Below are 23,969 nucleotides of genomic sequence, written 5' to 3' on the forward strand. Positions count from 1 at the left end.
TGTGCCTGCGCGCTGAGGACGGGGAGCGCATCGCCGATAAGACGGTCTTGAAGATGATGCGTGAGATGGGGCTGCGCTGCGGCATACGCCGCGAGACGAACTACCACAGGTACAACTCCTACAAGGGGGACGTGGGGCAAAGCTTCGCAAACATCATCGGCCGCGACTTCACAGCCGATGGGCCCTGGCAGAAAATGGGTACCGATGTCACCGAGTTCAAGCTCTCCTTCGGTAAGGCCTACCTCGCTCCGGTCTACGATTTTGCCAGCAAAGAGATCGTGGCCCACTCCATCTCGATGTGCCCCAACCTCGCCCAGCAACAAGAGATGCTCCAGATGCTCATGGACGCCAAACCAGCAGGGGTCGAGCCGATCTTGCACTCGGACATGGGATGGCAGTACCAGCACAAGGCCTACATCAGAACGCTCGCCGAGAACGGTTTCATCCAGAGCATGTCACGCAAAGGCAACTGCATCGACAACGGTGCCACCGAGCAGGTCTTCGGGCACCTCAAGGACGAGTTCTTTCGCGGCCAGGACTGGCAGACCTTCGAGAGCTTCAAAGCCGACCTCGACGCCTACATCACACACTGGAACACAACAAGACGCCAAGTAAAGCTCAAGGGCCTGACCCCGGCAGAATACCGGGATCAGGCCCTACGGGAAGCCGCATAACGGCTACCATTAAAAGCGTCCAAGTTTCGGGGCGCAGTTCAAAACTGAACTGCGGGGCGTCTTGTCTCGTGGCACCTCGATGCGGGGCGTGTGGCTGCGTCGTTCATCGATGCGTGGCGTCTCGGTGCGTGGCCTGTGGCTGCGTCGCTCGTCGGTGCGTGGCGTCTCGATGTGTCGCGTATTGTCGTTGCCCCTAGCTCAGGGCATCGTGCGGATCACGTTTGCCCGGTGCTCAATGGGGGGTTTTGCGACCATAGGCCCCCGACACGCCGGCGACACGCCGACAAAAGCCTCCTATGGTAGCAAAACCCCCACGATGCCTGCGGCGTGAGGGTGGCGGCACGGAAGTGAGCGCACGAGTGCAACGGGCATGTGGCGCAGGGGTTAGTTCCAGGTGTGGCGTACAGGGATGGGCGGCTCGGGGGCGTACAGGGATGGGCGGCTCGGGGTGGCGTCATTGGGCAGACGTGTGGATGTCTGAGCCCCTTTGCTGCCCAGGGTAACCCGACAGGCAGGCGGGGGTGCCGGTGATTCACCGGCACCCCCGCCTATGGCGATGAAACGCGAACTAAGAGCGTTTCTTCCGCGTTGCCGCGACGCCGATAGTGCCTGTCACGGCAGCGAGCAGCAGCACATCGCCGGTGAGAGCACCGGTCTTGGCGAGCTGTGTTGCAGGCTTAGGAGGAACCGAGGGCGTAGGCGTCGTTGGCGTAGGCATAGGCGTTGTCGGCGTAGGCGTAGGCGTTGTCGGCGTCGTTGGCGTAGGCGTTGTCGGCGTTGGCGTTGGCGTAGGCGTAGGCGTTGTCGGCGTTGGCGTTGGCGTAGGCGTTGTCGGCGTAGGCGTCGGCGTTGTTGGCGTAGGCGTCGGACCCGGCTTGAAGGACAGTCGTGTCACGTAGGGATGCGACTCGCTGGTCGTGTACTTCAGGGGGTGCTTCATGAGCGGAGCTTCATCCCACCCGGCAGAAGGGCCGATCGCGGGGGGCCTCCATCCGGCGCTCAGACGCATGTCCGAAGGAGGGCAAGCAGGTGACGGCGGATCAAATAGTGTCCCAAGAACAGGGCGAGGTTCGGCCGGTTCGACAGTATCGTCGTCGCCCATAGTCGGAGGGCATGCGGGTGACGGCCACCCGGGCTTGACCATGGCACCGAGTTGTTTCTCGACATTAACAGAGATGATTCCCTGCGTGTGGTGATCGATCTGGTAGTCCGTATCGGCAGTTGCGGATTCAGTGAAGGCAATCTTCTGAATGGTGATCACCGCTTCGCCGTGAAGCGCAGCCATCGCGTCCTTGAGGTCTTCGATGGTGGTGATCTGACCGGGGTTATCGACGTCAACGGTAACCGTTGCGGTATGTCCGTTAACTTCCACTGTCTTCGCTGAGAAGCCCTGGGGAAGCCCAGTCACCGAGATGGCCGAGGGGTCGGAAAACTTCAGCTGCGCAGGAAGAGTGATCTGGGTTGTGAAACCCACGTGAACCTTCTTCAGGTCAAAATCGTCGAATGCGTTGGGCGTCTTCTCGTATTTCTGGAGGAGATCCGCAATGCGTCCACCTTGAAGGTCGTCCAAGTGGACGACGTTCTCGATGGTCAGAAGCGAGTTCTTACTCTCGGCGTGGATCTCTTCCTTCTGAGTTGGGGGATTCTCATCGGTACCGATCTTAAAATCGGTACCGATTATCGGGTCATCACCGTTGACCGGAAGGGAGCCGAAAACATTCTTGTACTTGTAAATTCCGGTCAAGCCATCCTCAGACAACTCCCGAGTGGAGAATTCGTAGTCGGGAATTCCTGCGGCTTGGAAGAAGTTGGGCCCGGTTTTCGGGGGCTGTAAGTCGTGGCCGTCCTCTTCATCAACCCAGCGCGTTGTCCTGGTCGGTGCGGACGTGAAGCAATCGCTAGGCGACTGTGCGACTGCCAGGGTCTTCGTGTCGAAGTTAAAGACCTGAGCGGGAGTGGTCGGAGATGCGAAGAAGTTGAACGTACCTGTCGCGGTAATCTGTTCGCTGGCCAGTTGAGTCGCTTCCGCAGGGTCAGTTGTGCCAACGGCATAGGGGACCTGGACCTTGATCGTGTGCTGGCCGGGGTTGGCTTTCTCCGCATCGTAGATATCGAGCAGCTGCTGCCAGCTCAGATCCTTGAGCTGGATGTTCGCAGTGACCTGTGTGCGCTCAGCGTTGGGGGAGAACGACGTGTAGGCGAGCATTGACGAGGTAGATTTCGCGCGAGACGTCCCCAACGTGACCGCCTCAGGGACACTCACGGTCAGTGTGATATCGGCGTTGTCGTTGCTGCCGGAGTCATGAGGGGAGAGCCCCTGTGCAGCCGCAGCGCGGATTTCTGCCTCGTGGCCTGCCAGAAGCGTAGTGACCGGAATGTCCAGCACGACGGTACCGTGATAGGTCGTGATCACAGGGGTCGTATTGCACACCGTCGTGCTTGTTGATGAGACGTATTGTGAGAGGGTGAAGGGCTCGGCATCGGCTTGTGCGCTGCGTGGCGCAAACATTGATACCGTACCTGCAGCGACAAGAGCCAAACCAGCACCCGTCGCCAGAACTCTCCGGCTTTTCCTCATGATGTTCCCCAGTCGTAGGTGTGCGTACTAAACGCTATGAGCCATGATTGTTCAGTATACACATTGTTGACGACGTGCATCGTCTATTGCGGGCTGAGCTCTGGATTGGGTGCTCTATCAGGCGCGGGCACGTAGCATGCAGGTGATTCCCATGTGCTTCGCTGTGCACTCAAGGCCGTCGCTGCGACCGCTCGTGAAATATGGCTGACTTACGGGTGTTGTGCGCGTACTGGGCGAGTTTTGTGTCGCATGTGGTGCCAATGCCTGGCTAGGCAATGGAAAGGCATGCCACGAGCCGCCCGATCGGAGGCCGATGCGAGGCCTGCGGGGCCTGGCCGGGCTTCGAGCCGACGCGCCGAGCGAAGCTCGCGGCGCGGGCGGCGAGCGGGCGGGCAGGTCTTGCGGCGGCCGGAGATCTGGCGGGGCAGCGGCGGCGGCCGGAGATCTGGCGGGGCAGCGGCGGTGGTCGCAGATCTGGCGGGGCTGTGGCAGGCCGCAGATCTGGCGGGGCTACGGTCAACACTGGAAAACAAAGGGGAAGTGGGGCACGGATACGAAAAACCGGCGACCTGTCGGCCACCGGCTTTCTGTGCGTCATGGGGGACTTGAACCCTCAACCCGCTGATTAAGAGTCAGCTGCTCTGCCAATTGAGCTAATGACGCGGGAACTCTCACCGGCCGGAGCCGGGAAAGCTGTGCGTCATGGGGGACTTGAACCCTCAACCCGCTGATTAAGAGTCAGCTGCTCTGCCAATTGAGCTAATGACGCGGGGGTTTTGCAACCGAGAGATAAATATACACATCTTCGGGTGTGCGGACAAGTCAATGTTGCCCTCAGTGTCCTATCTCGCATCCGTGTGGCATGGGGTACTGGGAGGCGGCGTTCGGATGCGGTGCGCGGAACCGGGCGCTCGCGCGGCGGGGCTTTGCCTACAATGGAGGCCCGGACGAAAGGGGATGCTGTGTCGGAGGCATCGAGCGAATACTCAACGGTCGTCGAGGACATTCTCAAGCTCGTGTGGAGCGCTGAGGAGGCCGGGCGTGACGGTGTCAAGCCCAAAGACATCGGCGAGCACATGGGCGTGGTGCCGTCGACGACGACGGAGAATGTTCAGCGCCTTGTTCGCCAGGGGTTGGTCACTCACGAGCGTTACGGGCGTGTGCGCCTGACCGGCCAGGGGCGTGCCGTCGCCCTCGGTATGGTGCGTCGGCATCGGCTGCTGGAGACCTACCTCCACGAGGCCCTGGGTTTCTCCTGGGATGAGGTGCACGAGGAAGCTGAAATCCTCGAGCATGCCGTGTCCGAGCGGCTATTGAACCGCCTCGACAAGGTCCTGGGCTACCCGACGCGCGATCCGCATGGGGATCCGATCCCGCGCGCGGACGGCTCGAGCGACGAGGTTCTCGGCGCGCCCCTCGATACGCTCGCGGTGGGGGATGGGGGCGTGGTGGATCGGCTGCCCGATCGTGACCCGCAGGCCCTGCGCGCATGGGAGGAGGCTGGTCTTGTGCCCGGTGCTCGCGTTGTCATCCTCGCCAGCGGACCGAGCTCGATGACGGTTTCCCTCGATGACGGAGAGATGGTGCAGCTCGACGCGGCCCTGGCCTCGGGCATCATCGTGCGCGCCTGAGCCACCCTATCGACGAGGCCCGGGCGCGCATCAGACCACCTGACCGAGGTGGTCGGGCGGGCTGGGAGCGCCCTCGCGGGGTGCGCAGAAAGAGAGGAGCGGAGTCGGTTAGGAGAGCGCCGCGGATCCCATCGACGGGGGTACGTGGGCGCCGTGGCCGGCGGCGAGGAGGGCCTCGCGCAGCGTGGTGATCGCGTTATCGAGTTCCTCGTCGGTCGCCGGAGCGGCCTTCGACAGGAGGATGTCGGTCTCGTCGCGCAGGGGGATGACGTGCAGGTGGGTGTGGGGCACCTCGAAGCCGGCAATGGCCAGGCCAGCGCGCGGCACGCCGAAGGCCGCCTTCTGGGCGACGCCGATGGCACGCGCGACCTTCATCAGGTGCGCGGCCACGTCCGAAGGGGCGTCGGTCCACGCCTCGTAGGGGCAGCGCGGGACGACGAGGACGTGCCCGGGGGAAGTGGGCTCGATCGTTGCGAAGGCGACGCACAGGTCGTCGGCCCACACGAAGCGGCCGGACCACTCGCCGGAGATGATCTTTTCGAAGACGGTACTCATGCGACTATTGTCACCTATTTGCGCGCGCTTCGGTAGATGAGCGTATCCGGCGGGGTGGGCGGGCGTGAACTACCCTGGTGGGGAGTATTGTTACGTGACCCATCGTTAAGCGAGGAACGCACAGATGAGCGAAAATCCGCAGAGTGCCCCGGCCCAGCGCTACACCGCTGAGCTCGCCGGTCAGATCGAAACGAAGTGGCAGGACCGTTGGGAGGAGCTGGGCACGTTCCACGCGGACAACCCCACGGGTGACCTGGCAGGCCCGCTGGCATCCCGCAACCCCTTCTTCATCCTCGACATGTTCCCCTACCCCTCGGGTAAGGGCCTGCACGTGGGTCACCCGCTGGGTTACATCGCGACCGACACGCTGGCGCGCTACCGCCGCATGAAGGGTGACAACGTCCTGTACACGATGGGCTACGACGCCTTCGGCTTGCCCGCCGAGCAGTACGCCGTCCAGACCGGCCAGCACCCGGCCATCACGACGAACCAGAACATCGCGAACATGCGCCGCCAGCTGCGCCGCATGGGCCTGTCCCACGATTCGCGCCGCTCCTTTGCCACGACGGATATTGAGTACGTGCACTGGACGCAGTGGATCTTCCTGCAGGTCTTCAACTCCTGGTTTGATCCGCAGGCCACGGCCCCCGACGGCTCGCAGGGCGCTGCCCGCCCGATCAGCGAGCTGATCGCCAAGCTCGAGTCCGGCGAGATTCGCCCCGAGGACGGCTCCGATTACAACTCGCTCGACCGCGCCGCCCAGGCGAAGGTCGTCGACTCCTACCGCCTCGCCTACGTCTCCGAGGCCCCCGTCAACTGGTGCCCCGGCCTGGGCACGGTCCTGGCCAACGAAGAGGTCACCGCGGACGGCCGCTCAGAGCGCGGCAACTTCCCGGTCTTCAAGCGCAACCTGCGCCAGTGGATGATGCGCATCACCGCTTACGGCAAGCGCCTGGCCGACGACCTCGACACGATCAACTGGCCCGAGAAGGTGCGCACCATGCAGCGCAACTGGATCGGCCGCTCCGAGGGTGCCACCGTGCGCTTCGACGTGCCCGGAGCGCGCGAGGTCGGCGCCTCCCTCGACTCCCTGGACGTCTACACGACGCGCCCCGACACGCTGTTCGGCGCGACCTTCATGGTCGTGGCCCCCGAGCACCCGATCCTCGGTGGGACCGCCGGCGGCGACGCCGGCGACGAGGCAGCCCTGACCCTGCCCGCGTCCTGGCCTAAGGGCACGAAGGACGCGTGGACGGGCGGTGCCGCCACCCCGAAGGAGGCCGTTGCCGCCTACCGCGCCCAGGCCTCGGCCAAGTCGGAAGCCGAGCGTGCCGACGAGGAACGCACCAAGACCGGCGTGTTCACCGGCCTGCTGGGCATCGACCCCGTCAACGGCCGCGAGGTCCCGATCTTCGTCGCCGACTACGTCCTGTGGGGCTACGGCACCGGCGCCATCATGGCCGTGCCCGCCCACGACGACCGCGACTGGGCGTTCGCCCGCGCCTACGACCTTGACGTCGTGCGTACGATTGGCCCCGCCGACGACCCCTACGGCCCCGACCTCGAGGTCGGCGCGTACACGGGTGACGGCGTGGCCGTCGACTCCGCGAACGAGGAGATCGACCTGAACGGCCTGGCCAAGGACGAGGCCAAGGCCGCGATGACCGCCTGGCTCGAGGCCAAGGGCCTGGGCAAGCGCACCATCACCTACCGCCTGCGCGACTGGCTCTTCAGCCGCCAGCGCTACTGGGGTGAGCCCTTCCCGATCGTGTGGGACGAGGACGGCGTCGCCCACGCCCTGCCCGAGGACATGCTCCCCGTCGAGCTGCCCGAGGTCAGCGACTACAGCCCGCGCACCTTCGACGCGGAGGACGCCGACTCCTTGCCCGAGGCCCCGCTGGGCCGCGCCGAGGAATGGGTCAACGTCACCCTTGACCTGGGCGACGGCCCCAAGAAGTACCGCCGCGAGACCAACACGATGCCTCAGTGGGCGGGCTCGTGCTGGTACGAGATGCGCTACACCGACCCGACGAACTCCGAGCGTTTCGCCGGCGAGGAGAACCTGGCCTACTGGATGGGCCCGCGCGAGGGCAAGGTCAGCGGCGGCACCGACATGTACGTCGGCGGCGTCGAGCACGCGGTCCTGCACCTGCTCTACGCCCGCTTCTGGCAGAAGGTCCTCTTCGATCTGGGTCACGTGCCGGATGCCGAGCCCTACCACACGCTCTTCAACCAGGGCTACGTCCAGGCATACGCCTACACCGACGAGCGCGGCCAGTACGTGCCCGCCGACGAGGTCGAGGGCGACGAGACGACCGGCTTCACCTACCAGGGCGAGCCTGTCAAGCGCGAGTACGGCAAGATGGGCAAGTCCCTGAAGAACATTGTTACGCCCGACGAGATGTACGACGCCTACGGCGCCGACGTCTTCCGCGTGTACGAGATGAGTATGGGCCCCCTCGACCTGTCGCGCCCGTGGGAGACGCGCGCGGTCGTCGGCTCCCAGCGTTTCCTGCAGCGCCTGTGGCGTAACGCCATCGACGAGGAGACCGGCGAGCTCACGGTCACTGACGAGCCTGCGGATGAGAAGACGCGTCGCCTCGTGGCCCGCACGATCGCCGAGGTCACCGATGAGTACGAGAACCTGCGCATCAACACCGCGATCTCCAAGCTCATCGTCCTCAACAACCACCTGACGAGCCTGGACGCCGTGCCGCGCGACGCCATCGAGGCCCTGATCCTCATGCTCGCCCCGGTTGCCCCGCACCTGTGCGAAGAGCTGTGGGCGCGCCTGGGTCACGAGGCCTCCCTGGCCCGCGAGCCCTTCCCGGTCGTCGAGGATTCCTCGCTGCTGGTCGAGGACACGGTCACGGCGATCGTCCAGGTCAACGGCAAGGTCAAGGCCCGCATCGAGGTCGCACCCTCCATCTCCGAGGAAGACCTGATCGCCGCGGCCCTGGAGCAGGCGCCGATCGTCAAGGCACTGGATGGCTCCGATCCGCTCAAGGTCATCGCGCGTGCGCCCAAGCTGGTCAACGTCGTCGTCAAGAAGTGAGGTCGCATGCCTGAAGGCGATGCAGTCCGTCGCCTAGCCGGTACCCTCGACGAGCTTTTCGTCGGGGGTATCGTCTCGGCGTCGTCCCCGCAGGGACGCTTCGCGTCCTCCGCCGCCCTCCTGGATGGGTGGGTCATGCAGCGGGTGCGCGTGCACGGCAAACACATGTTCATCGGTTTCGTCCCGCCCACCCCGGGCGAGACGTACGAGGCCGGGGTGTCCCTCCTCGAGGGCGCCGCGGCCGGCAGCGGGGAGCCGATCCTCGGTGAGGACGCCCCCTGGCCCGACCGCTGGGTGCACATCCACCTGGGCCTGTACGGCTGGTGGCGATTCAACGGCGACGAGACCGTCGTCGACGAGGGCCACGGGGTCGCCCACCGCATCCCCAACGTCGCCAAGGGGGAGTGGAACGGTCACTCCGAGACCCGCTGGGGCGAGGGCTTCGGCGAGGCCAAGGCGGGGGAATGGGAGCCTCCCGAGCCCGTGGGGGCAGTGCGCCTGCGCCTGTTCAACGACCACGCCGTCGCCGACCTGGTGGGCCCCAACCGCTGCGACCTCATCACCGATGAGGAACGCATCACAGCGGAGGCGAAGCTGGGGCCCGACCCCCTGGACGCCGGGGCACGCTCCGACGCCGAGGCCATGGAGCGTTTCGCTCAGGTTGCCCACTCCAAGAAGCGCGCGATCGGCGAGATCGTCATGGACCAGTCGATCATCGCGGGCGTGGGAAACATCTACCGGGCCGACGCCCTGTTCCTCGCGGGCATCTCACCGCACCGTAAGGGTGCCAACATCTCCCTCAAGCGCCTGCGGGAGCTGTGGGTCCTCATCTGCGACCTCATGAACCGCGGCCTGGCCGCCGGGCGCCTGGACACCATGGACCCGGACGAGGCCCCCAACCCTCCGATCGAGGGGGACGAGGAGGCCTCGCGCTGGTACGTGTACCACCGCACCGACCGGCCGTGCCTGCGTTGCAGCACGCCGATCCGCGAGGCGCTCATGCAGAACCGACGCCTGTTCTGGTGTCCGTCCTGCCAGCGTTGAGCGCGCGACAAACCGCGAGGGGAGCGCGAGCCTTCGGGCTTGCGCTCCCGGCGCATTGGGCCTAGGCGATCTCCTCGAAACCGAGCATCGAGTACAACTCGCGGGCACCGCCGTGGCGCGCATCCAGGCGCAGGGCCAGGGTGTCGAAACCCCAGTTCGTGCACCTGGTGGCCACCTCCGAGACGAGCGCGGTCGCGATGCCCCGTCTGCGGTAGTCCGGCGCGACGATCAGGTCCACGACGAATGGACCGTCGGGCGCGTCGTCCCAGGGGGATTCGCGCACCACGAGGATCGCGCCGATGAGGGTGCCGCCGTCCCAGGCCCCCACGAAGGAGTCTTCGGTAGTAGCGCCAAAAGCACCTTCGAAGGTGAGACGGAGTTCCTCGGACGTTTCCAGGAGCGCCTCGGGCGTGACAGCGTCGTCGTACGCCTCGAGGGTGAGCACCGCGAGAGCGGGGATGTCGAATGTTGTGAGCGTGGCGATCTCAATACCCTGGGGCCGATTCGCCGCTGACAACGCGTCCAGTGGGGCATGTAGAGTTCGAGCTTCCATAAACCAACTATAGGTGAGGGCGCTCACTTTGTCACGGCGCCTGAATGGATTCTCAGAGACTGAGTCTGACGAGGGTAAACACCCCTCAGATGTAGAGGGCGGGCTCCTCGAAGAAGTAGGCGGGATCGACGATCAGATCGCGGTCGCGCGTGTCCTTTTCGGGCTTGGGCAGCAGGCGTGCGGGCACGCCGATCGCGACGTTACCGCAGGGCACGTCCTTGACGACGACGGCGTTTGCGCCGATCTTGACACCGGTGCCGATGTTGATGGGGCCGAGCACCTTCGCGCCCGCGCCAATCATGACGTGATCGCCGACAGTGGGGTGGCGCTTGCCCGGCGTCATGGCGACGCCGCCCAGGGTGACGCCGTGGAAGATGACGACGTCGTTGCCGACCTCGGCCGTCTGGCCGATGACGACGCCCGTCGCGTGGTCGATGAAGACGCGGCGGCCGATCGTGGCCTCGGGGTGAATGTCCACGCCGGTGACCGCGCGGGCCGCCGAGGACAGGGCGCGTGCGGGGGTGCGTGCGCCTCGGCTCCACAGGGCGTGAGAGACGCGGTGGGCCCACAGGGCGTGCACGCCCGGGTACGTCAGTGCGATCTCCAGGGCGGAGGTGGCCGCGGGGTCGCGGCGCTGCGCCGTCACGAGGTCCTCGTGGAAGAGTCCGAGCGCCTTGGTGGGCAGGGCGCGCGACAGGGTCTTCGACAGGGCGCGTACGGTGAGCTTCACGAGTTCCTCCTGGATGGTCGACTCAGACGGAAACGCACAGGTGGCCCCGGATATTCCGCCGGGGCCACCTTAGCGCGTTGAGCGTGAAAGATCAGTCCTCGAGGCCCGCGAAAAGCGCGGTCGAGAGGTAACGCTCACCCGTGTCGGGCAGCAGCGTGACAATCTTCTTGCCGGCCAGCTCGGGACGGGCCGCGACCACGGCCGTTCCGGCCAGGGCTGCGCCCGAGGAGATGCCCACGAGCAGGCCTTCCTCGGCGGCGGCGCGGCGCGCGAACTCGAGCGCGGTCGCGGTCTCGACGGAGACAACCTCGTCGACGATGTCGGCGTCGAAGGTGTCGGGCACGAAGTTGGGCATCAGGCCCTGGATGCCGTGCGGGGCAGGGGACCCACCCGTGAGCAGCGGGGACTCGGCGGGCTGAACGGCGACGATGTGTACGTTCGGGTTCTTATCCTTCAGGACTCGCGCGACGCCCGAGATGGTGCCACCGGTGCCCACGCCGGCGACGAATACGTCGACCTGGCCCTCGGTGTCCGCCCAGATCTCCTCGCCCGTGTGGGCGATGTGGGCGGCCGGGTTGGCGGGGTTGGTGAACTGGGAGGCGATGATCGCGCCGGGACGCTCGGAGGCGATACGCTCGGCCTCTGCGACGGCGGCGGAGACACCGCCCTTCGGGTCGGTCAGGACCAGCTCGGCGCCGAAGGCGCGCACGATCGCGCGACGCTCGACAGACATCGAGGCGGGCATGACGATGACGACCTTGTAGCCGCGAGCCGCGCCCACCATCGACAGGGCGATACCCGTGTTACCCGAGGTGGCCTCGACAATCGTGCCGCCGGGAGCGAGAGCGCCCGAGGCCTCCGCCGCGTCGATGATCGAGCGGGCGATGCGGTCCTTGACCGAGGAGGCGGGGTTGAAGGCCTCGACCTTCGCGACCACGTCGACGCCGTCGCCGGCGACGTGGTTAATACGAACGAGGGGAGTGTTGCCGATCAGATCGGCGACGGTGGAGGCGATGCGAGCCATGAGTGGTCCTTCCAGGAGCAGTAGTACCCCTGAATTGTCAGCCCGCGTTCGGCGCCTCGTCTAGTTCAACACGACGCGTTTCCACGTAGCGAAACTTTGCAACACCCGACGAGGCCTGGGCCAGGCAGGCGTCGATCGACTCTCGGGCGGTGGGGTCGATTGCGACGCGCACGGTCACATCCGTGCCCCAGATCGTGTCCAGGATCGTCGCGCCGCGCCCACGTAGCTCAGCCTCGATACGCCCCGCGTCGCCAGGAGATAGGCTCGTCTCCAAAACGTCGCGCCCCACGAGGTAGGCGATGGGCGCGCGGGCGACGGCCTCGGACACGGAAGTGGAGTAGGCCCGCACGAGGCCGCCCCCACCCAGGAGGATTCCACCGAAGTAGCGGGTGACGACCGCCGTCGCGTTCCACGTGTCAGAAGCGCGCAGCGCCTCCAGCATTGGGGTGCCCGCCGTCCCCGAGGGCTCCCCGTCGTCCGACGAATGCTGCAGGGGCGCTGCATCCGGCGGATCAATCAGATACGCCGAGCAATTGTGGCGCGCCTGCGGATGCTCCGACTTCACCGCGTCGATGAGCTCGCGGGCCTCCTCAGGGCTATCCGTCCTGGCCAGCGTCGTAATAAAGCGCGAACGCTTAATCTCGATCTCGTGGGTCAGGAGCGTACCTGCGGCGAGCGTGCGAAGAACGGACATGAGCCCAGTTTAGGCGAGCTGGCGCCCCTCGGTCTGTAACCAGAATCGCAGGCACGCATGCTCACGCGATAAGCCACATGCGCAAGGTCCGTGGTAGTCTAGTCGGGTTGTCGCCGTGCGCCCGCGTGGCGCACCGATCAGAATAGTCGTCGAGAAAGAAGAGGAGCGGTAAGACATGGCAGTTCCCAAGCGCAAGATGTCCCGTGCGAACACCCGCACCCGCCGGTCTACCTGGAAGGCTGATCTTACCGAGCTGAACACCGTCAAGGTCGCCGGCCGTGAGATCCGCGTGCCCCGCCGCCTGGCCAAGGCATACAAGAACGGCCTCCTGGACGTCGAGGGCTGACCTCGCATCCGCGCACGGGCCCGGGACTTGTCGTCCCGGGCCTTTGTCATGCCCGCACTTCCTGAATCCGCGCCCTCGGCCCCATCGGTCGTTCGCGCGCGCCTGATTCCAGTACCCGAAAAGGAACGCACATGAGCTTGCCACTGTCCCTGCCCGCCGCGAGCGGGGGAGTAGGCCACGGCCTCGTCGCCGCGTCGAGCACGAGCGACACCGAGGGAGCCATCGTCTCCCTCTTCCTGATCGCCGCCGCTGCGGCCGTCGCACCCCTGCTGTCCTCGCTCACGCGCAAGCGCGTGCCCGACGTCGTCTGGCTGCTGATCCTTGGCGTCATCATCGGGCCGAATGGTGCGGGCCTCGCATCCCTCACTGAGCCGATCTCCTTGTTCCGCGAGGTCGGCATGGGCATGCTCTTCCTCATCGCGGGCACCGAGATCAATGTCGAAGAGGTGCATGGGCGGGCGGGCAGGCTCTCGCTGCTGACGTGGCTGGCGTGCTTCGGCATCGGCCTGGCCGTCTCCTGGGCGGCGGTCGCCGCATCTGGAACGACCGGGGTTGCCGCCGCGACGTACATTGCGCTGGCCATCGCGTTGACGTCGACGGCGATGGGTACCCTGCTGCCCATCCTCATGGAGGCCGGCGTCATGGGCACCACGATCGGCAAGGCCGTCCTCGTCCACGGAGCCGTCGGCGAGCTCGCGCCCATCATCGCCATGTCGCTGCTGCTGTCCGCCCGCAGCCCGTGGGCCTCCGCGATTATTCTGCTCGTTTTCGCAGTAGCGTCGGTCGTCGCCGTCGCCATCCCGACGCGATTCATCCTCAAGCATCCGGCGATCGGCCGAACGATCCTGCACGGGGCGCAGACCTCGCAAAAGACGCTCATGCGCGTCGTCATGCTGGTCCTCACCGGCCTCATGGCGCTGTCCGCGGTCATGGAACTGGACATGGTGCTCGGTGCGTTCGCGGCCGGCATCATCGTGCGCGCGCTGGCACCCGGCAACTTCACGATGGTCGAAGGCGAGCTGCGAACCCTCGGATTCTCCTTCCTCATCCCGCTGTTCTTCGTCACCTCGGGCATGAACATCTCGCTCAGCGCCGTCGCGGGCTACCCCTTCCTGCTCGTCGCCTTCGTCGGCGCGATCCTCGTGGTGCGCGGCGTGCCCATCGTCCTCATGGAACGCTTCCACGGATCGATCGAGCGCGTCGGCTGGATGGACGCGACGCGCATCGGCCTGTACGGCGCGACCGGCCTGCCCATCATCGTCGCCGTCACTGAGCTCGGCGTCACGACGGGTGTCTTGCCCTCGTGGCTCGCCTCCCTGCTTGTCGTCGCCGGCGCGATGTCCGTGCTGCTCTTCCCACTGCTGGCCTTACTGATGGGCCGCGCCGTTGGAAAGCACGCCTAAGGTCCGCTAGTCTTACAGGCGGCGCACCCGCGCCACGCCTCCGTAGCTCAATGGATAGAGCAAGGGCCTTCTAATCCCGAGGTTGCAGGTTCGAGTCCTGTCGGAGGCGCCAGCTTGTGATGCGGGTGCTCGCCACGAATCGTTGTTGTTGGTCGTTATGTGGCCGCCCGAACCGGGGAAGCGTGGCATAATGGGGGGAGCCGAACAGTTGCAGCTGTTCGACTCCCCGGTTTCCGGGATGGTCTTAGCTACCCATCAGGGTGCTCAGCAGGAATGCAATCGCCCAGATCAGCTGCGGCAGTGTCGTGATCACTGCTACAGCGATCTGGGCTTTCTGCTTCCTGTCAAGGCCTCGCCGCCGTCGAGGCTGACGATGGTCTTTAGCCATTGCCCAGTCACCTCCTCTCAACGGAACCGCTCCCCGGCAGGAATACAGGTGTCCCGGGGTGGCGCCGTGGAGGCAGCCCTATCGTCCCACTGGGCACAGTCATTTCCAGTAGAGGCGTGAGGTCGCGCGATAGAGACATATGCGTGCAAAGGGCATAGTGCAAACAACGACGGTGACTGCTACTGGACTACGCCAATCGACGCTGTCCGAGAGCGTGGGGCGGGGGATCGTATCGGGTGTGGAGACGTCGTTGTTGCTCATGACGGGAGTATCGATGCGGGCATACTCATCTGAGTGCCGCGCGGCGCGGTGTTGAACATGTCCTGGACGTGTCCCGGTTCATGGTTTGACCGTACTCCTACATAAAGGAAACGCTAACAGTTGGTTCCCCGCGTTTGGAACCTGTACAATTCGTTTGGCAGACAGGGTTGGACCGCATCGCATCTCCTTGAGGACGCGACGAGCGCCTCCTGATCGGCGGGAGCCCAAGAATGAATAGCCTTCGTGGCGGCTCACCAATGATCGGTCTACAGCACGCACCCCGCTTCGGCGGGGTTTCGTGTATCGCCGTGCCTTCGTTGACATCCCTCGCGACATGTGGGGTGGAGAGGTCTGGGTTTTTGATTGCTTGTCGTGAGAGGGTTCTGAGTAGTCCTGGCCGTGGCCGGGGCTGGACTTGCCGCTTGGGAGAACCCGTCGCCGGGGGAGCGTGAGCGAACCAACTAGTGGCAGGAGTCCATCTCGGGTCACGTGAGATCGCGCTGTCACAAACTCCCGTTACGTGGACCGCCCCTGCGTGACCTGCGCGAAGGTGGAGATACTGGGGTCATGAACGCACGAACGAACATCACCCGTCGCATGTGCGGGTCTATTCGTGCCCGAATGTGCAGCTGACGCAGACGACCGCCACTCACTAGGCCAGGATCCGCCGCCAGCATCAGACACCGCGCATGAGCGCCCAGGCGGGGAGAAAGCCGCAACACCGAGAGTCCCACTGTGCCATTCTCTGACGCCGACTACGCCCATCCTTGTACCCACGACCACGAGCCCACGCTCCTATCCTTCGAGGTCATGCCCCCGCGCAAGCCCTCCCTGGAAGCCCCCTTCTGGGATACGGTCGATCGCCTCCTCCAGGTTCGCCCGGACTTCATGTCCGTGACCTATGGGGCGGGCGGCAAGGACCGTCACAATGCCCGCTCAACGGTCCAGCGCCTCGTGCGTGACACCCCGATTCAGCCGATCGCCCACCTGACCTGCGTGGGCAACTCGACGGCCGAGGTCGTCTCGACCGTGCACGACTACCTGGAGTCGGGCGTGCGCACCTTCCTGGCACTGCGCGGAGACCCGCCGGTGGGACAGGAGGACTGGGAGCCCGGACCCGGCGGCGTCGGAAGCGCCACCGAACTGATCCACCTGATCCGCACCGTCGAAAAGCGCCGCTGCGATGCTCACCCGGGCGAGGCCCTGCGCTCGGCCTTCAAACCCCTGACGATTGCGGTCGCCGCGTTCCCCGCCGGCAACCCTGCCGCGGGCACGACGCCTCAGCAGGAAGTCGAACGCCTCCTCGTCAAGCAGGCCGCTGGCGCGTCCTTCGCGATCACGCAGCTCTTCTGGGACGCCGAAGTCTACGCCTCCTTTGTCGAGCGTGCCCGCCGCGTCGGCGTCACCATCCCGATCGTGCCCGGCCTGCTGCCGGCCACCGACCCGGCGCGCCTGCGCCGCGTCCAGGACCTCACCGGCATCGAGGTCCCCGAATACCTGCTGACCACGCTGGCCGACTACCCTCACCAGGACGCGCGCGACGAATTCGGCGCTGTGTTCGGCTCGCGCCTCATCCACTCCGTATTGGATGCGGGTGCCCCCGGCGTCCACCTCTACACCTTCAACAGGGCCAAGCCCGTCTTGGACATCCTGGCCCTCATGGGAGTGACGCCCGACCCCCAGTGGTCCCCGGCCTCGCACCCCTTCACGCAACACTGAATCCCCACGAACCACCCCGCGGCCGGGTGCGGGCAACGCCCGCGTACGCCGCACGAGTAGCACACCAAGGAGAACACCATGTCCGCTGCCCCCGCGCAGTTCCCCACCGCCACGATCCTGGCCTATCCGCGTATCGGCCGCCAGCGTCAGCTCAAGCGCGCCCTCGAAGCGCGCTGGGCCGGGCGCACCACCGACGCCGAACTGCTTGACGCAGCAGCCGACCTGCGCAAGGAGAACCTGGCGCGCCTGGTCGAGCTGGGCCTGGACGCATCCGACGCGTCCTTGGCCGACGCGCCCTCCCTGTACGATCATGTTCTGGACGCCACGATCCTCCTGGGTGCCATCCCGCCGCGCTTCGCAGGCCGCGAGGGCCTCGACCTCTACTTTGCGCTCGCCCGCGGCGACGACAAGGTCGGCCCCGAAGAGATGACGAAGTGGTTCGACACAAACTACCACTACCTCGTCCCCGAGATCGGCCCCGACACTCCGCTGCGTTTCGCCGACGACACGGTTGTGCGCCGCTTCACCGACGCCCGCGAGTGGGGCTACGTGACCCGACCCGTCCTCGTCGGCCCCGTCACCTACCTGGCGCTGGCCAAGGCCGACCCGGCCACCCCCGACTTTGATCCGCTTACCCGCATCGACGAGGCCGTGGCCGCGTACGAGGAGGCGCTGGCCGCCCTGCACGCCGCGGGTGCCCCGTGGGTTCAGCTCGATGAGCCGGCCCTGACCTCGGACAATCTCTCGCGCACCCGCGTCGAGCTGGGCGAGCTGGCTGCCCGCGTCTACGAGCGCCTGGCCGCCGCCACCGAGCGTCCCCAGATCCTGCTCACCACCCCCTACGGCGATGCCTCCCACGCGGTGGGCGCCCTCGCCAAGACCGGCGTCGAGGCCCTGCACGTCGACACGCTGCGCGGCTCCCTGCCCGAAGGCGCGGACCTGTCCGGCGTCACCCTCGTCGTCGGCGCGGTCGATGGCCGCTACATCTGGCGCGCCGACCTGGCGCAGCTGCGCGAGACCCTGAAGGCCGCGCAGGGCCTGGGCGCCGCCCGCGTCACCGTCGCCACCTCGAACTCTCTCCAGCACGTGCCTCATGACACCGCGTTGGAGACCTGGGACGACGCGACCCTCAACGAGAACCTGCACGCCTGGCTCGCTTTCGCCGACCAGAAGGTCGTCGAGGTCGTCACTCTGGCCCGCGGCCTGGACGAGGGCTGGGAAGCCATCGACGCCGAGGTTACCGAGGCCACCCGTGTCCTCGAGCAGCGCGCCGCCGCCCCCGGCGTCGTGCGCCCCGAGGTCCGCAGCCGCACCGCGGCCCTGACCGAGGCCGACCGCACCCGCGAGCCCTACCCGGAGCGTGAGGCCGCCCAGACGCAGCGCCTGCACCTGCCCCCGCTGCCCACCACGACGATCGGCTCGTTCCCGCAGACCACCGAGATCCGCAAGGCCCGCGCCGCCAACGCCCGCGGCGAACTGTCCGACGCGGACTACGAGGCTCGCATGCGCGAGGAGATCGCCTCGGTCATCACCCTCCAGGAGGAGCTGGGCCTGGACATGCTCGTCCACGGCGAGGCCGAGCGTAACGACATGGTTCAGTACTTCGCCGAGCTGCTCGACGGCTTCGCGGCCACGCGCAACGGCTGGGTGCAGTCCTACGGCTCGCGCTGCACGCGCCCGTCCGTCCTGTGGGGCGACGTTTCGCGTCCCGCGCCCATGACCGTCGGCTGGACCAGCTACGCCCAGTCCCTGTCCGACAAGCCCGTCAAGGGAATGCTCACCGGCCCCGTCACGATCATCGCGTGGTCCTTCCCGCGCAACGACCTGCCGCTCGGCGAGATTGCCGACCAGATCGGCCTGGCGCTGCGCGACGAGGTCTCCGACCTTGAGGCCGCCGGCATCGCCGCCATCCAGGTCGACGAGCCCGCCCTGCGTGAGCTCCTGCCCCTGGACGCCGACCGCCACGCCGACTACCTGGACTGGTCCGTGGGATCCTTCCGCCTGGCCACCTCCTCGGTGCGTCCCGACACCCAGATCCACACGCACCTGTGCTACTCCGAATTCGGCCAGATCATCGACGCCATCAAGGGCCTCGACGCGGACGTCACCTCGATCGAGGCGGCGCGCTCCAAGATGGAGGTCGTCCCTGAGCTCGCCGAGGCCGGCTTCGACCACGGCATCGGCCCCGGCGTGTGGGACATCCACGCCCCCCGCGTCCCCAGCACCGAGGAGCTCGCCGAGCTCATCGGCCTGGCAGCCGACGCTGTCCCGGTCTCGCGCCTGTGGGTCAATCCCGACTGTGGCCTGAAGACCCGCGGCTACGAGGAAACGAAGGCGTCGCTGGACAACCTTGTCTCCGCTACTCGGCAAGTGCGTTCCCAGCGCGGCCTGGAGGGCTGAGAAGTCCTCGAGGCACTAGGGCAGGGGCGGGACCGCATGGTCCCGCCCCTTTCCGTATCCGCTGGCAGCGTGCGCTCCGCGAGGAGTCACAAAGAAAGGACACCTTATGGACCCGCTAGCCGCTGGCCTCGGGGCGCTGCAAGGGGAACGAGGCTGTAGTGGGCTGCGCGTGCAGGTGCGTGCTTCTCGGTGCGTGCATGCTGGCTGTGCCCATGCCAGCCCACGCCTTCTGCTGTTTGCTTGCTGTGCTCGTGGCCTCGGCCCCTCTATTCTATTGGTGGCCGTCACCCGTTCATGCGCAGCTGGGCTCGACCGCTGCCTGTTGCGCATCTGCGTGCAGCTGGGCCCGACGAGTGGCTGCATTAACCCCTTCATGCGCAGCTGGACCCCATGGGTGGCAGTGTGGGCGTGGTTGCCCATGCTCCACCTGTCGGGTTAACGTGCGCATCGAAGGGCCCAGGTACCCACCCGTCGGGTCCGAATGAACCCCTGCAACGCGACGAGCACTCTCACCCGCACGCGAGAAGGCGGTCAGTGTCCGGCGCGCGGACACTGCTGTTACACAATCTCACCTAGTGAACGTCCTGTTGCCGTCTCAGGCGGCCTCCGACAGACTTAAGGCATGACGACCTTCGCGAACCCCATGTGCTGCCCCTCCGGCGGCATGATGTCGCGAATGTGTATGTGATTGACGCCCCAGATACCCCTGTCAATCATCGCCGCAGTGATATACCCACGCCGATAGTGGGAGTGCGGCCCCGAAGAATCGGATACACCCATGGCTCTCGTCAACACCCCCTCCCGTCACCTGCGCGCCGCCGACGACCGTCCCACCTCCTACGAGGAATTCCTTGACGTCCTGGCCGGCCTGCGCCTGAGCTCCTCGCGCATCGACATTGACATCGACCGCGGGCTCGTCACCCTGGATGGCCGCGACGCTGGTCTGTCCGCTAAAGAACACGACCTCCTGGCCCACCTGGCCGCCAACGCCGACCGCGCCGTCACCCGCGAAGAACTCTTCGCCTCGGTGTGGGCCGACGCCGAGCTGGGCTCCGAATCGCGCACCGTGGACGCCCACATTCGCCGCCTGCGCAAGAAGCTTGAAATCTTGCCCGATCTGATCTCGACGGTTCGCGGCGAGGGCTACCGCTTCAACTCCACGCCCGCCGTTCGCGTGCGCCTCACCCGCCCCGTCGCGCTGGCCGCCTGATCACCCAGCGGCGGCCCCACCGAGCCCCGCCACCGCGCACCGTCGGCGCTCCCAGGTGCGGCGGTGCCCATGCTCGCCCAGCACCTTCCCGCAGCCGCAAGGGGAGAGGGGCCACGGCCTCGTCCAGTGGACGACACCGAGCCCCTCAGCCAGCGACGAGTGTGGCGCGATCAGATCACGAGACGCGTCAGCTCCGAATCCAGCGGCAGCTCCTCCACGTGCAGCGGGGAGGAATCCATCCGACGACGCAGCCCGTCGATATCATCCGGGTTCGACAGATCAATGCCCACCAGGGCCGGGCCCAGCTCGCGGTTGTTCTTCTTCGTGTACTCGAAGTGCACGATATCGTCCGCATCGCCCAGCACGTCCTCCAGGAACATGCGCAGCATGCCCGGCTGCTGCGGGAAGGTCACGAGGAAGTAGTGGCGCAGGCCCTCGTGGCGCAGCGAGCGCTCCATGACCTCCGCGTAGCGCGTCAGGTCGTTGTTGCCACCCGACACGACGCACACGATCGCGCCGCCGCTGCGACCCAGCAGCGCCTTACGATCCGCCGGATCCGTCAGGTACACGTGCGCGGCCGTCGAAGCGAGCGCGCCCGCAGGCTCCGCGATCACGCCGTCGGACTGATACAGCTCCAGCATCTCTGTGCACACCGCGCCCTCGGGCACGACCAACACGCAGTCGACGAACTGCGAAGCGATATGGAAGGGCAGCGAGCCCGCGCGGCCCACGGCGGTACCGTCCACGAAGGGATCGACCTTGGCCAGCGACATCGGCTGCCCCGCCTCCAGGGCCGCGTGCATGGACGCGGCACCCGCGGGTTCCACGCCGATGATCTTTACCTCGGGGCGATTGGCGCGCAGCCACGTCGCGATGCCGGCCACGAGGCCGCCGCCGCCCACGGGAATCAGCACGGCCGCCGTATCCTCGGGCATCTGCTCCTCGAGTTCCACGCCGATCGTTCCTTGGCCGGCGATCGTGAACGGATCGTCGTAGGGGTGCACGTACGTGCGGCCCGTCGCGCGCGCCGCCTCCTGAGCCAGCGCGTTCGCCCGGTCGAACGTGCCATCGACGATGACCTGCTCGACCCACTTGCCGCCGATCGTCGCGATGCGGCGACGCTTCTGGCGCGGCGTGTTCGAGGGCAGGTAAATCGTGCCACGCACGCCCAGGTGGGCGCAGGCGTAGGCCAGGCCCTGGGCGTGATTACCGGCCGACGCGCACACGACGCCGCGCTCGCGCTCGGCGGGGGACAGGAGCGACATGCGCGCATACGCGCCGCGCACCTTGAAGGAGCGGCATTTTTGCTGGTCCTCACGCTTGAGTAAAATATTGACGCCGGCCTCGGCGGACAGGCGCTCGGAGCGCTCCAGGTTCGTGCGAACGGCCACCCCCTCCAGGGCGGTCGCCGCTTGACGGATGTCCTGTGGCGTGGTCACGTGAGAACTAGCGGGCATGAAAACTCCTTCCAATACCCTTCTAGTGTAGTAGTGGCCACCGCCCGCGCGACCCACCCAACCGTATGACGCATCGCGCACTAACATAGAGTGCGTGAAAACTCTGAAAGATCCCCTGGTCTGGATCGACTGCGAAATGACCGGCCTGGACGTCGAGCGTGACGCCCTCATCGAAGTTGCGGTCGTCGTCACCGACGGCGACCTGCGAATCGTCGATCCCGGCATGGATGTTCTCATTACCCCACCTGCGGGTGCACTAGAGAACATGAACGACTTTGTGCGCAACATGCACACCTCTTCCGGGCTGCTGGAGGACCTGGAGACATCCGCCGTCTCGATGGAGGAAGCCACCGAGCAGGTCCTGTCCTACATCAAGCGCTTCGTGCCCCAGGAGGGCAAGGCACTGCTCGCCGGCAACTCGGTGGGAACCGACAAGATGTTCCTGGAAGCCAACATGCCCTCCGTCGTCGAGCATCTGCACTACCGCCTCGTGGACGTGTCCTCCATCAAGGAGCTGGCCAAGCGCTGGTATCGTGCGGCCTTCACCGAGTCCCCCGACAAGCACGGTGGGCACCGCGCGCTGGCCGACATCCTGGAGTCCATTCAGGAGCTGGAGTACTATCGCCGCGTGCTGTTCCCGGCTGAGCCGGTCACGACGGAGCGCGCACGCGAGGTGGCTCGCGAGGTCGTTGCCCTGGGCATCCCGGCCATCGGCGCCGAGCCCGAGGCCTGACCCCTTCGCGAAAGGCGGCATCCCCGGTGGGGTGCCGCCTTTGGCGTGCCCAGCGGGGGAGTCGCCGTCCACAGGGGGGCGTTCGCGTCGGGGCCTATCCACAGGGCAGTGTTCGTGTCCTCCGCTGTCCACAGGAGTGCTTCTCGCGCTTGAAGGTCGGGGGAGTGAGGGCGTTTCCTGGGTGCATCCGGCACGTGCCGGGCACTATCGGAAAGGAATGCAATGATGCAGGACATCTCGACGACCCTCAAAGGACGCATCGGCTCTGATCCGTCGATGAAGAAAGTCAGGGGCGACACGTGCGTGACAACCTTCCGCCTCGCGATTCCCCGCTGGCGTTTCGCGACCGATGCGCGCACGGGTAACGCCTCCTACGTCGAGGACGGGGCCTACTGGTACACGATTGAGACGTGGGAGACGCTGGCCAAAAATGTCTTTGAGTGCTGCCACAAGGGCGAACCGGTCATCGTGGTCGCCCGGCCGGTGCCCAACGCGTGGGTGGATGGCAATGGGCAGATCCGCTCCTCGATTGTGTTTCGGGCCAGCGCGGTCGGCCACGACATCGCTCGGGGACGCTCCGAGTTCACGAAGAACGGCGCGCAGTCGAGTGAGGAGCCTCCCGGCGGGCACCCGGATGATCCTTTCTCGACGAGGCCGGCCCAGCCCGCGTGCGATTCACACCCGGTGGGGGTGGCGGGGTTCGACGCCCCCTCTGCCCTGGCCGAAGCTGGCGCGCAGGGTGCGCAGGGTGCGGGCTCGCAGCTGCGGTGCCCCGACGGGGATGCGACGCACGACGGCTGTGGGGATGTGGCTCGCCAGGTTGAGCCCGCGGTCGCCGCCGAGCCGTCGGATCGGCAGTGCCCGCAGATACACGACGGGGCCGAGGAACATTCCTCGGACCCGCGAGTCCAGGCGCCGTCGCGCTTTGATTATTCGGCTGTTGGTCTCTCCCGGCGCTCACCGGACGAGACCGCGCAACCGATCGTGCCCGATGGGCAGGCTCCGTCCCCGGAGACTGACGCGCCGGAGCTCGACGAATCGAACGACTGTTAGGCCGTCACGTCCACGATCGCGACCTGCGCGATGGCGCATGCCCCGTCGTGGCTGATCGACACGAGGACCTTCCACGATGAGGAAGGGCCGAGCGATTCCTCGCAGGCGGCGGCCACGCGGCCGTGCAGCGCGATCGCGGGGCGGTTCCACTCGTCGTGGATCACCTCGATCTCGCGCCAGTCGACCTCGTCGCCGCCGATGAAGGGAGGGTGTCCGAAGAGGGCGCACGACCAGGCCTTAATGAAGGCCTCCTTCGCGGCCCACGACCCGCCCGCGTGACGGGCCACGGCCTCGTCATAGCGGGCGGAACCCGGCTGCGCGCCACTCGTGGCGGCGGCGCGGGCGCGGACCCGGCGGGCCTCCCTGGGCGTGAGCACGCCTGTCAGGAAGGCCGACCCCGGCTCCCTCACCTGAGCGGCAAACTCAGGGAGGGACACCAGGTCAACGCCGAGCCCGCGCAT

The 23,969-nt window shown here is 66.4% G+C and carries 19 protein-coding genes and 3 tRNA genes; 12 read left to right on the plus strand and 10 right to left on the minus strand.

From position 1 onward, the window contains the following. A partial coding sequence (locus tag O3669_RS07795; RefSeq protein ID WP_371524279.1) for an IS3 family transposase occupies positions 1 to 674 on the plus strand: 674 nt, incomplete at its 5' end. 568 nt (positions 675 to 1,242) lie between these two features. Here O3669_RS07795 and O3669_RS07800 read toward each other — a convergent pair. The 3 genes from O3669_RS07800 to O3669_RS07810 form a co-directional block, all read right to left on the minus strand. Continuing rightward, a complete protein-coding gene (locus O3669_RS07800; RefSeq protein WP_371524280.1) occupies positions 1,243 to 3,087 on the minus strand; it encodes a cell wall protein in 1,845 nt (614 codons plus the stop codon). 755 nt (positions 3,088 to 3,842) lie between these two features. Next, positions 3,843 to 3,915, minus strand: a tRNA-Lys gene (locus O3669_RS07805). 33 nt (positions 3,916 to 3,948) lie between these two features. Beyond that, a tRNA-Lys gene (locus O3669_RS07810) sits at positions 3,949 to 4,021 on the minus strand. Between the two features lie 193 nt (positions 4,022 to 4,214). Here O3669_RS07810 and O3669_RS07815 point away from each other — a divergent pair. Further along, a complete protein-coding gene (locus tag O3669_RS07815) occupies positions 4,215 to 4,883 on the plus strand; it encodes a metal-dependent transcriptional regulator (RefSeq protein WP_371524281.1) in 669 nt (222 codons plus the stop codon). Between the two features lie 108 nt (positions 4,884 to 4,991). Here O3669_RS07815 and O3669_RS07820 read toward each other — a convergent pair whose 3' ends face one another. Then, positions 4,992 to 5,438 (minus strand): HIT family protein, encoded by a 447-nt coding sequence (locus tag O3669_RS07820; protein WP_295969551.1) that lies wholly within the window; start codon positions 5,436 to 5,438, stop codon positions 4,992 to 4,994. 124 nt (positions 5,439 to 5,562) lie between these two features. Between O3669_RS07820 and O3669_RS07825 the strand changes: the two genes are divergently transcribed. Further along, positions 5,563 to 8,493 carry a leucine--tRNA ligase gene (locus O3669_RS07825; protein ID WP_371524282.1) on the plus strand — a complete coding sequence of 977 codons (2,931 nt, stop codon included), beginning with the start codon at positions 5,563 to 5,565 and terminating at the stop codon, positions 8,491 to 8,493. Between the two features lie 6 nt (positions 8,494 to 8,499). After that, positions 8,500 to 9,537 (plus strand): Fpg/Nei family DNA glycosylase, encoded by a 1,038-nt coding sequence (locus O3669_RS07830; RefSeq protein WP_371524283.1) that lies wholly within the window; start codon positions 8,500 to 8,502, stop codon positions 9,535 to 9,537. A 61-nt stretch (positions 9,538 to 9,598) separates the two neighbouring features. Here the strand turns inward: O3669_RS07830 and O3669_RS07835 are convergent, their stop codons facing one another. The 4 genes from O3669_RS07835 to O3669_RS07850 all read right to left on the minus strand — a co-directional run bounded on the left by O3669_RS07835 (position 9,599) and on the right by O3669_RS07850 (position 12,538). After that, positions 9,599 to 10,090: a GNAT family N-acetyltransferase gene (locus O3669_RS07835; protein WP_295921017.1), complete on the minus strand. Its 492-nt coding sequence runs from the start codon at positions 10,088 to 10,090 to the stop codon at positions 9,599 to 9,601. An 85-nt stretch (positions 10,091 to 10,175) separates the two neighbouring features. Further along, positions 10,176 to 10,820 (minus strand): serine O-acetyltransferase, encoded by a 645-nt coding sequence (gene cysE / locus O3669_RS07840; protein ID WP_371524284.1) that lies wholly within the window; start codon positions 10,818 to 10,820, stop codon positions 10,176 to 10,178. Positions 10,821 to 10,911: 91 nt separating this feature from the next. Continuing rightward, positions 10,912 to 11,844 carry a cysteine synthase A gene (cysK, locus tag O3669_RS07845; protein ID WP_315281705.1) on the minus strand — a complete coding sequence of 311 codons (933 nt, stop codon included), beginning with the start codon at positions 11,842 to 11,844 and terminating at the stop codon, positions 10,912 to 10,914. Between the two features lie 37 nt (positions 11,845 to 11,881). After that, a complete protein-coding gene (locus O3669_RS07850; RefSeq protein ID WP_295921011.1) occupies positions 11,882 to 12,538 on the minus strand; it encodes a YigZ family protein in 657 nt (218 codons plus the stop codon). 175 nt (positions 12,539 to 12,713) lie between these two features. On the opposite strand from O3669_RS07850, the gene rpmF reads away from it, so the two are divergent. The 6 genes from rpmF to O3669_RS07880 all read left to right on the plus strand — a co-directional run bounded on the left by rpmF (position 12,714) and on the right by O3669_RS07880 (position 20,265). Beyond that, positions 12,714 to 12,884, plus strand: coding sequence for a 50S ribosomal protein L32 (gene rpmF, locus O3669_RS07855; RefSeq protein ID WP_003792889.1), 171 nt, complete (start codon positions 12,714 to 12,716; stop codon positions 12,882 to 12,884). Positions 12,885 to 13,015: 131 nt separating this feature from the next. Next, a complete protein-coding gene (locus O3669_RS07860; protein ID WP_371524285.1) occupies positions 13,016 to 14,287 on the plus strand; it encodes a cation:proton antiporter in 1,272 nt (423 codons plus the stop codon). Positions 14,288 to 14,323: 36 nt separating this feature from the next. Beyond that, positions 14,324 to 14,399 (plus strand) — tRNA-Arg (locus O3669_RS07865). A gap of 1,272 nt (positions 14,400 to 15,671) precedes the next feature. Next, complete coding sequence (locus tag O3669_RS07870) at positions 15,672 to 16,655, plus strand: methylenetetrahydrofolate reductase (protein ID WP_295968949.1); 984 nt, start codon at positions 15,672 to 15,674, stop codon at positions 16,653 to 16,655. 78 nt (positions 16,656 to 16,733) lie between these two features. Further along, positions 16,734 to 19,055, plus strand: coding sequence for a 5-methyltetrahydropteroyltriglutamate--homocysteine S-methyltransferase (metE, locus tag O3669_RS07875; RefSeq protein ID WP_371524286.1), 2,322 nt, complete (start codon positions 16,734 to 16,736; stop codon positions 19,053 to 19,055). 778 nt (positions 19,056 to 19,833) lie between these two features. Beyond that, positions 19,834 to 20,265: a winged helix-turn-helix domain-containing protein gene (locus tag O3669_RS07880; protein ID WP_295921680.1), complete on the plus strand. Its 432-nt coding sequence runs from the start codon at positions 19,834 to 19,836 to the stop codon at positions 20,263 to 20,265. 170 nt (positions 20,266 to 20,435) lie between these two features. Here O3669_RS07880 and ilvA read toward each other — a convergent pair whose 3' ends face one another. Continuing rightward, complete coding sequence (gene ilvA, locus O3669_RS07885) at positions 20,436 to 21,722, minus strand: threonine ammonia-lyase IlvA (protein WP_295921682.1); 1,287 nt, start codon at positions 21,720 to 21,722, stop codon at positions 20,436 to 20,438. 85 nt (positions 21,723 to 21,807) lie between these two features. Between ilvA and orn the strand changes: the two genes are divergently transcribed. Continuing rightward, complete coding sequence (orn, locus tag O3669_RS07890; RefSeq protein WP_295969099.1) at positions 21,808 to 22,455, plus strand: oligoribonuclease; 648 nt, start codon at positions 21,808 to 21,810, stop codon at positions 22,453 to 22,455. Positions 22,456 to 22,677: 222 nt separating this feature from the next. Continuing rightward, complete coding sequence (locus O3669_RS07895; protein ID WP_371524287.1) at positions 22,678 to 23,508, plus strand: single-stranded DNA-binding protein; 831 nt, start codon at positions 22,678 to 22,680, stop codon at positions 23,506 to 23,508. Here O3669_RS07895 and O3669_RS07900 read toward each other — a convergent pair. Continuing rightward, complete coding sequence (locus O3669_RS07900) at positions 23,505 to 23,969, minus strand: holo-ACP synthase (protein WP_371524288.1); 465 nt, start codon at positions 23,967 to 23,969, stop codon at positions 23,505 to 23,507. The two genes, O3669_RS07895 and O3669_RS07900, sit on opposite strands and share 4 nt — an antisense overlap.

This window comes from Pauljensenia sp. 20925_1_34, from assembly GCF_041432775.1.
Lineage (GTDB): Bacteria > Actinomycetota > Actinomycetes > Actinomycetales > Actinomycetaceae > Pauljensenia.

Bases quoted from the DNA above. Each gene is read 5' to 3' on its own strand.
- O3669_RS07850 (WP_295921011.1), bottom strand. From the start codon at position 12,538: ATGTCCGTTCTTCGCACGCTCGCCGCAGGTACGCTCCTGACCCACGAG.
- O3669_RS07830 (WP_371524283.1), top strand. From the start codon at position 8,500: ATGCCTGAAGGCGATGCAGTCCGTCGCCTAGCCGGTACCCTCGACGAG.
- O3669_RS07825 (WP_371524282.1), top strand. From the start codon at position 5,563: ATGAGCGAAAATCCGCAGAGTGCCCCGGCCCAGCGCTACACCGCTGAG.
- O3669_RS07860 (WP_371524285.1), top strand. From the start codon at position 13,016: ATGAGCTTGCCACTGTCCCTGCCCGCCGCGAGCGGGGGAGTAGGCCAC.
- ilvA (WP_295921682.1), bottom strand. From the start codon at position 21,722: ATGCCCGCTAGTTCTCACGTGACCACGCCACAGGACATCCGTCAAGCG.
- rpmF (WP_003792889.1), top strand. From the start codon at position 12,714: ATGGCAGTTCCCAAGCGCAAGATGTCCCGTGCGAACACCCGCACCCGC.
- O3669_RS07880 (WP_295921680.1), top strand. From the start codon at position 19,834: ATGGCTCTCGTCAACACCCCCTCCCGTCACCTGCGCGCCGCCGACGAC.
- O3669_RS07895 (WP_371524287.1), top strand. From the start codon at position 22,678: ATGATGCAGGACATCTCGACGACCCTCAAAGGACGCATCGGCTCTGAT.
- O3669_RS07820 (WP_295969551.1), bottom strand. From the start codon at position 5,438: ATGAGTACCGTCTTCGAAAAGATCATCTCCGGCGAGTGGTCCGGCCGC.
- O3669_RS07835 (WP_295921017.1), bottom strand. From the start codon at position 10,090: ATGGAAGCTCGAACTCTACATGCCCCACTGGACGCGTTGTCAGCGGCG.
- cysK (WP_315281705.1), bottom strand. From the start codon at position 11,844: ATGGCTCGCATCGCCTCCACCGTCGCCGATCTGATCGGCAACACTCCC.
- O3669_RS07900 (WP_371524288.1), bottom strand. From the start codon at position 23,969: ATGCGCGGGCTCGGCGTTGACCTGGTGTCCCTCCCTGAGTTTGCCGCT.
- metE (WP_371524286.1), top strand. From the start codon at position 16,734: ATGTCCGCTGCCCCCGCGCAGTTCCCCACCGCCACGATCCTGGCCTAT.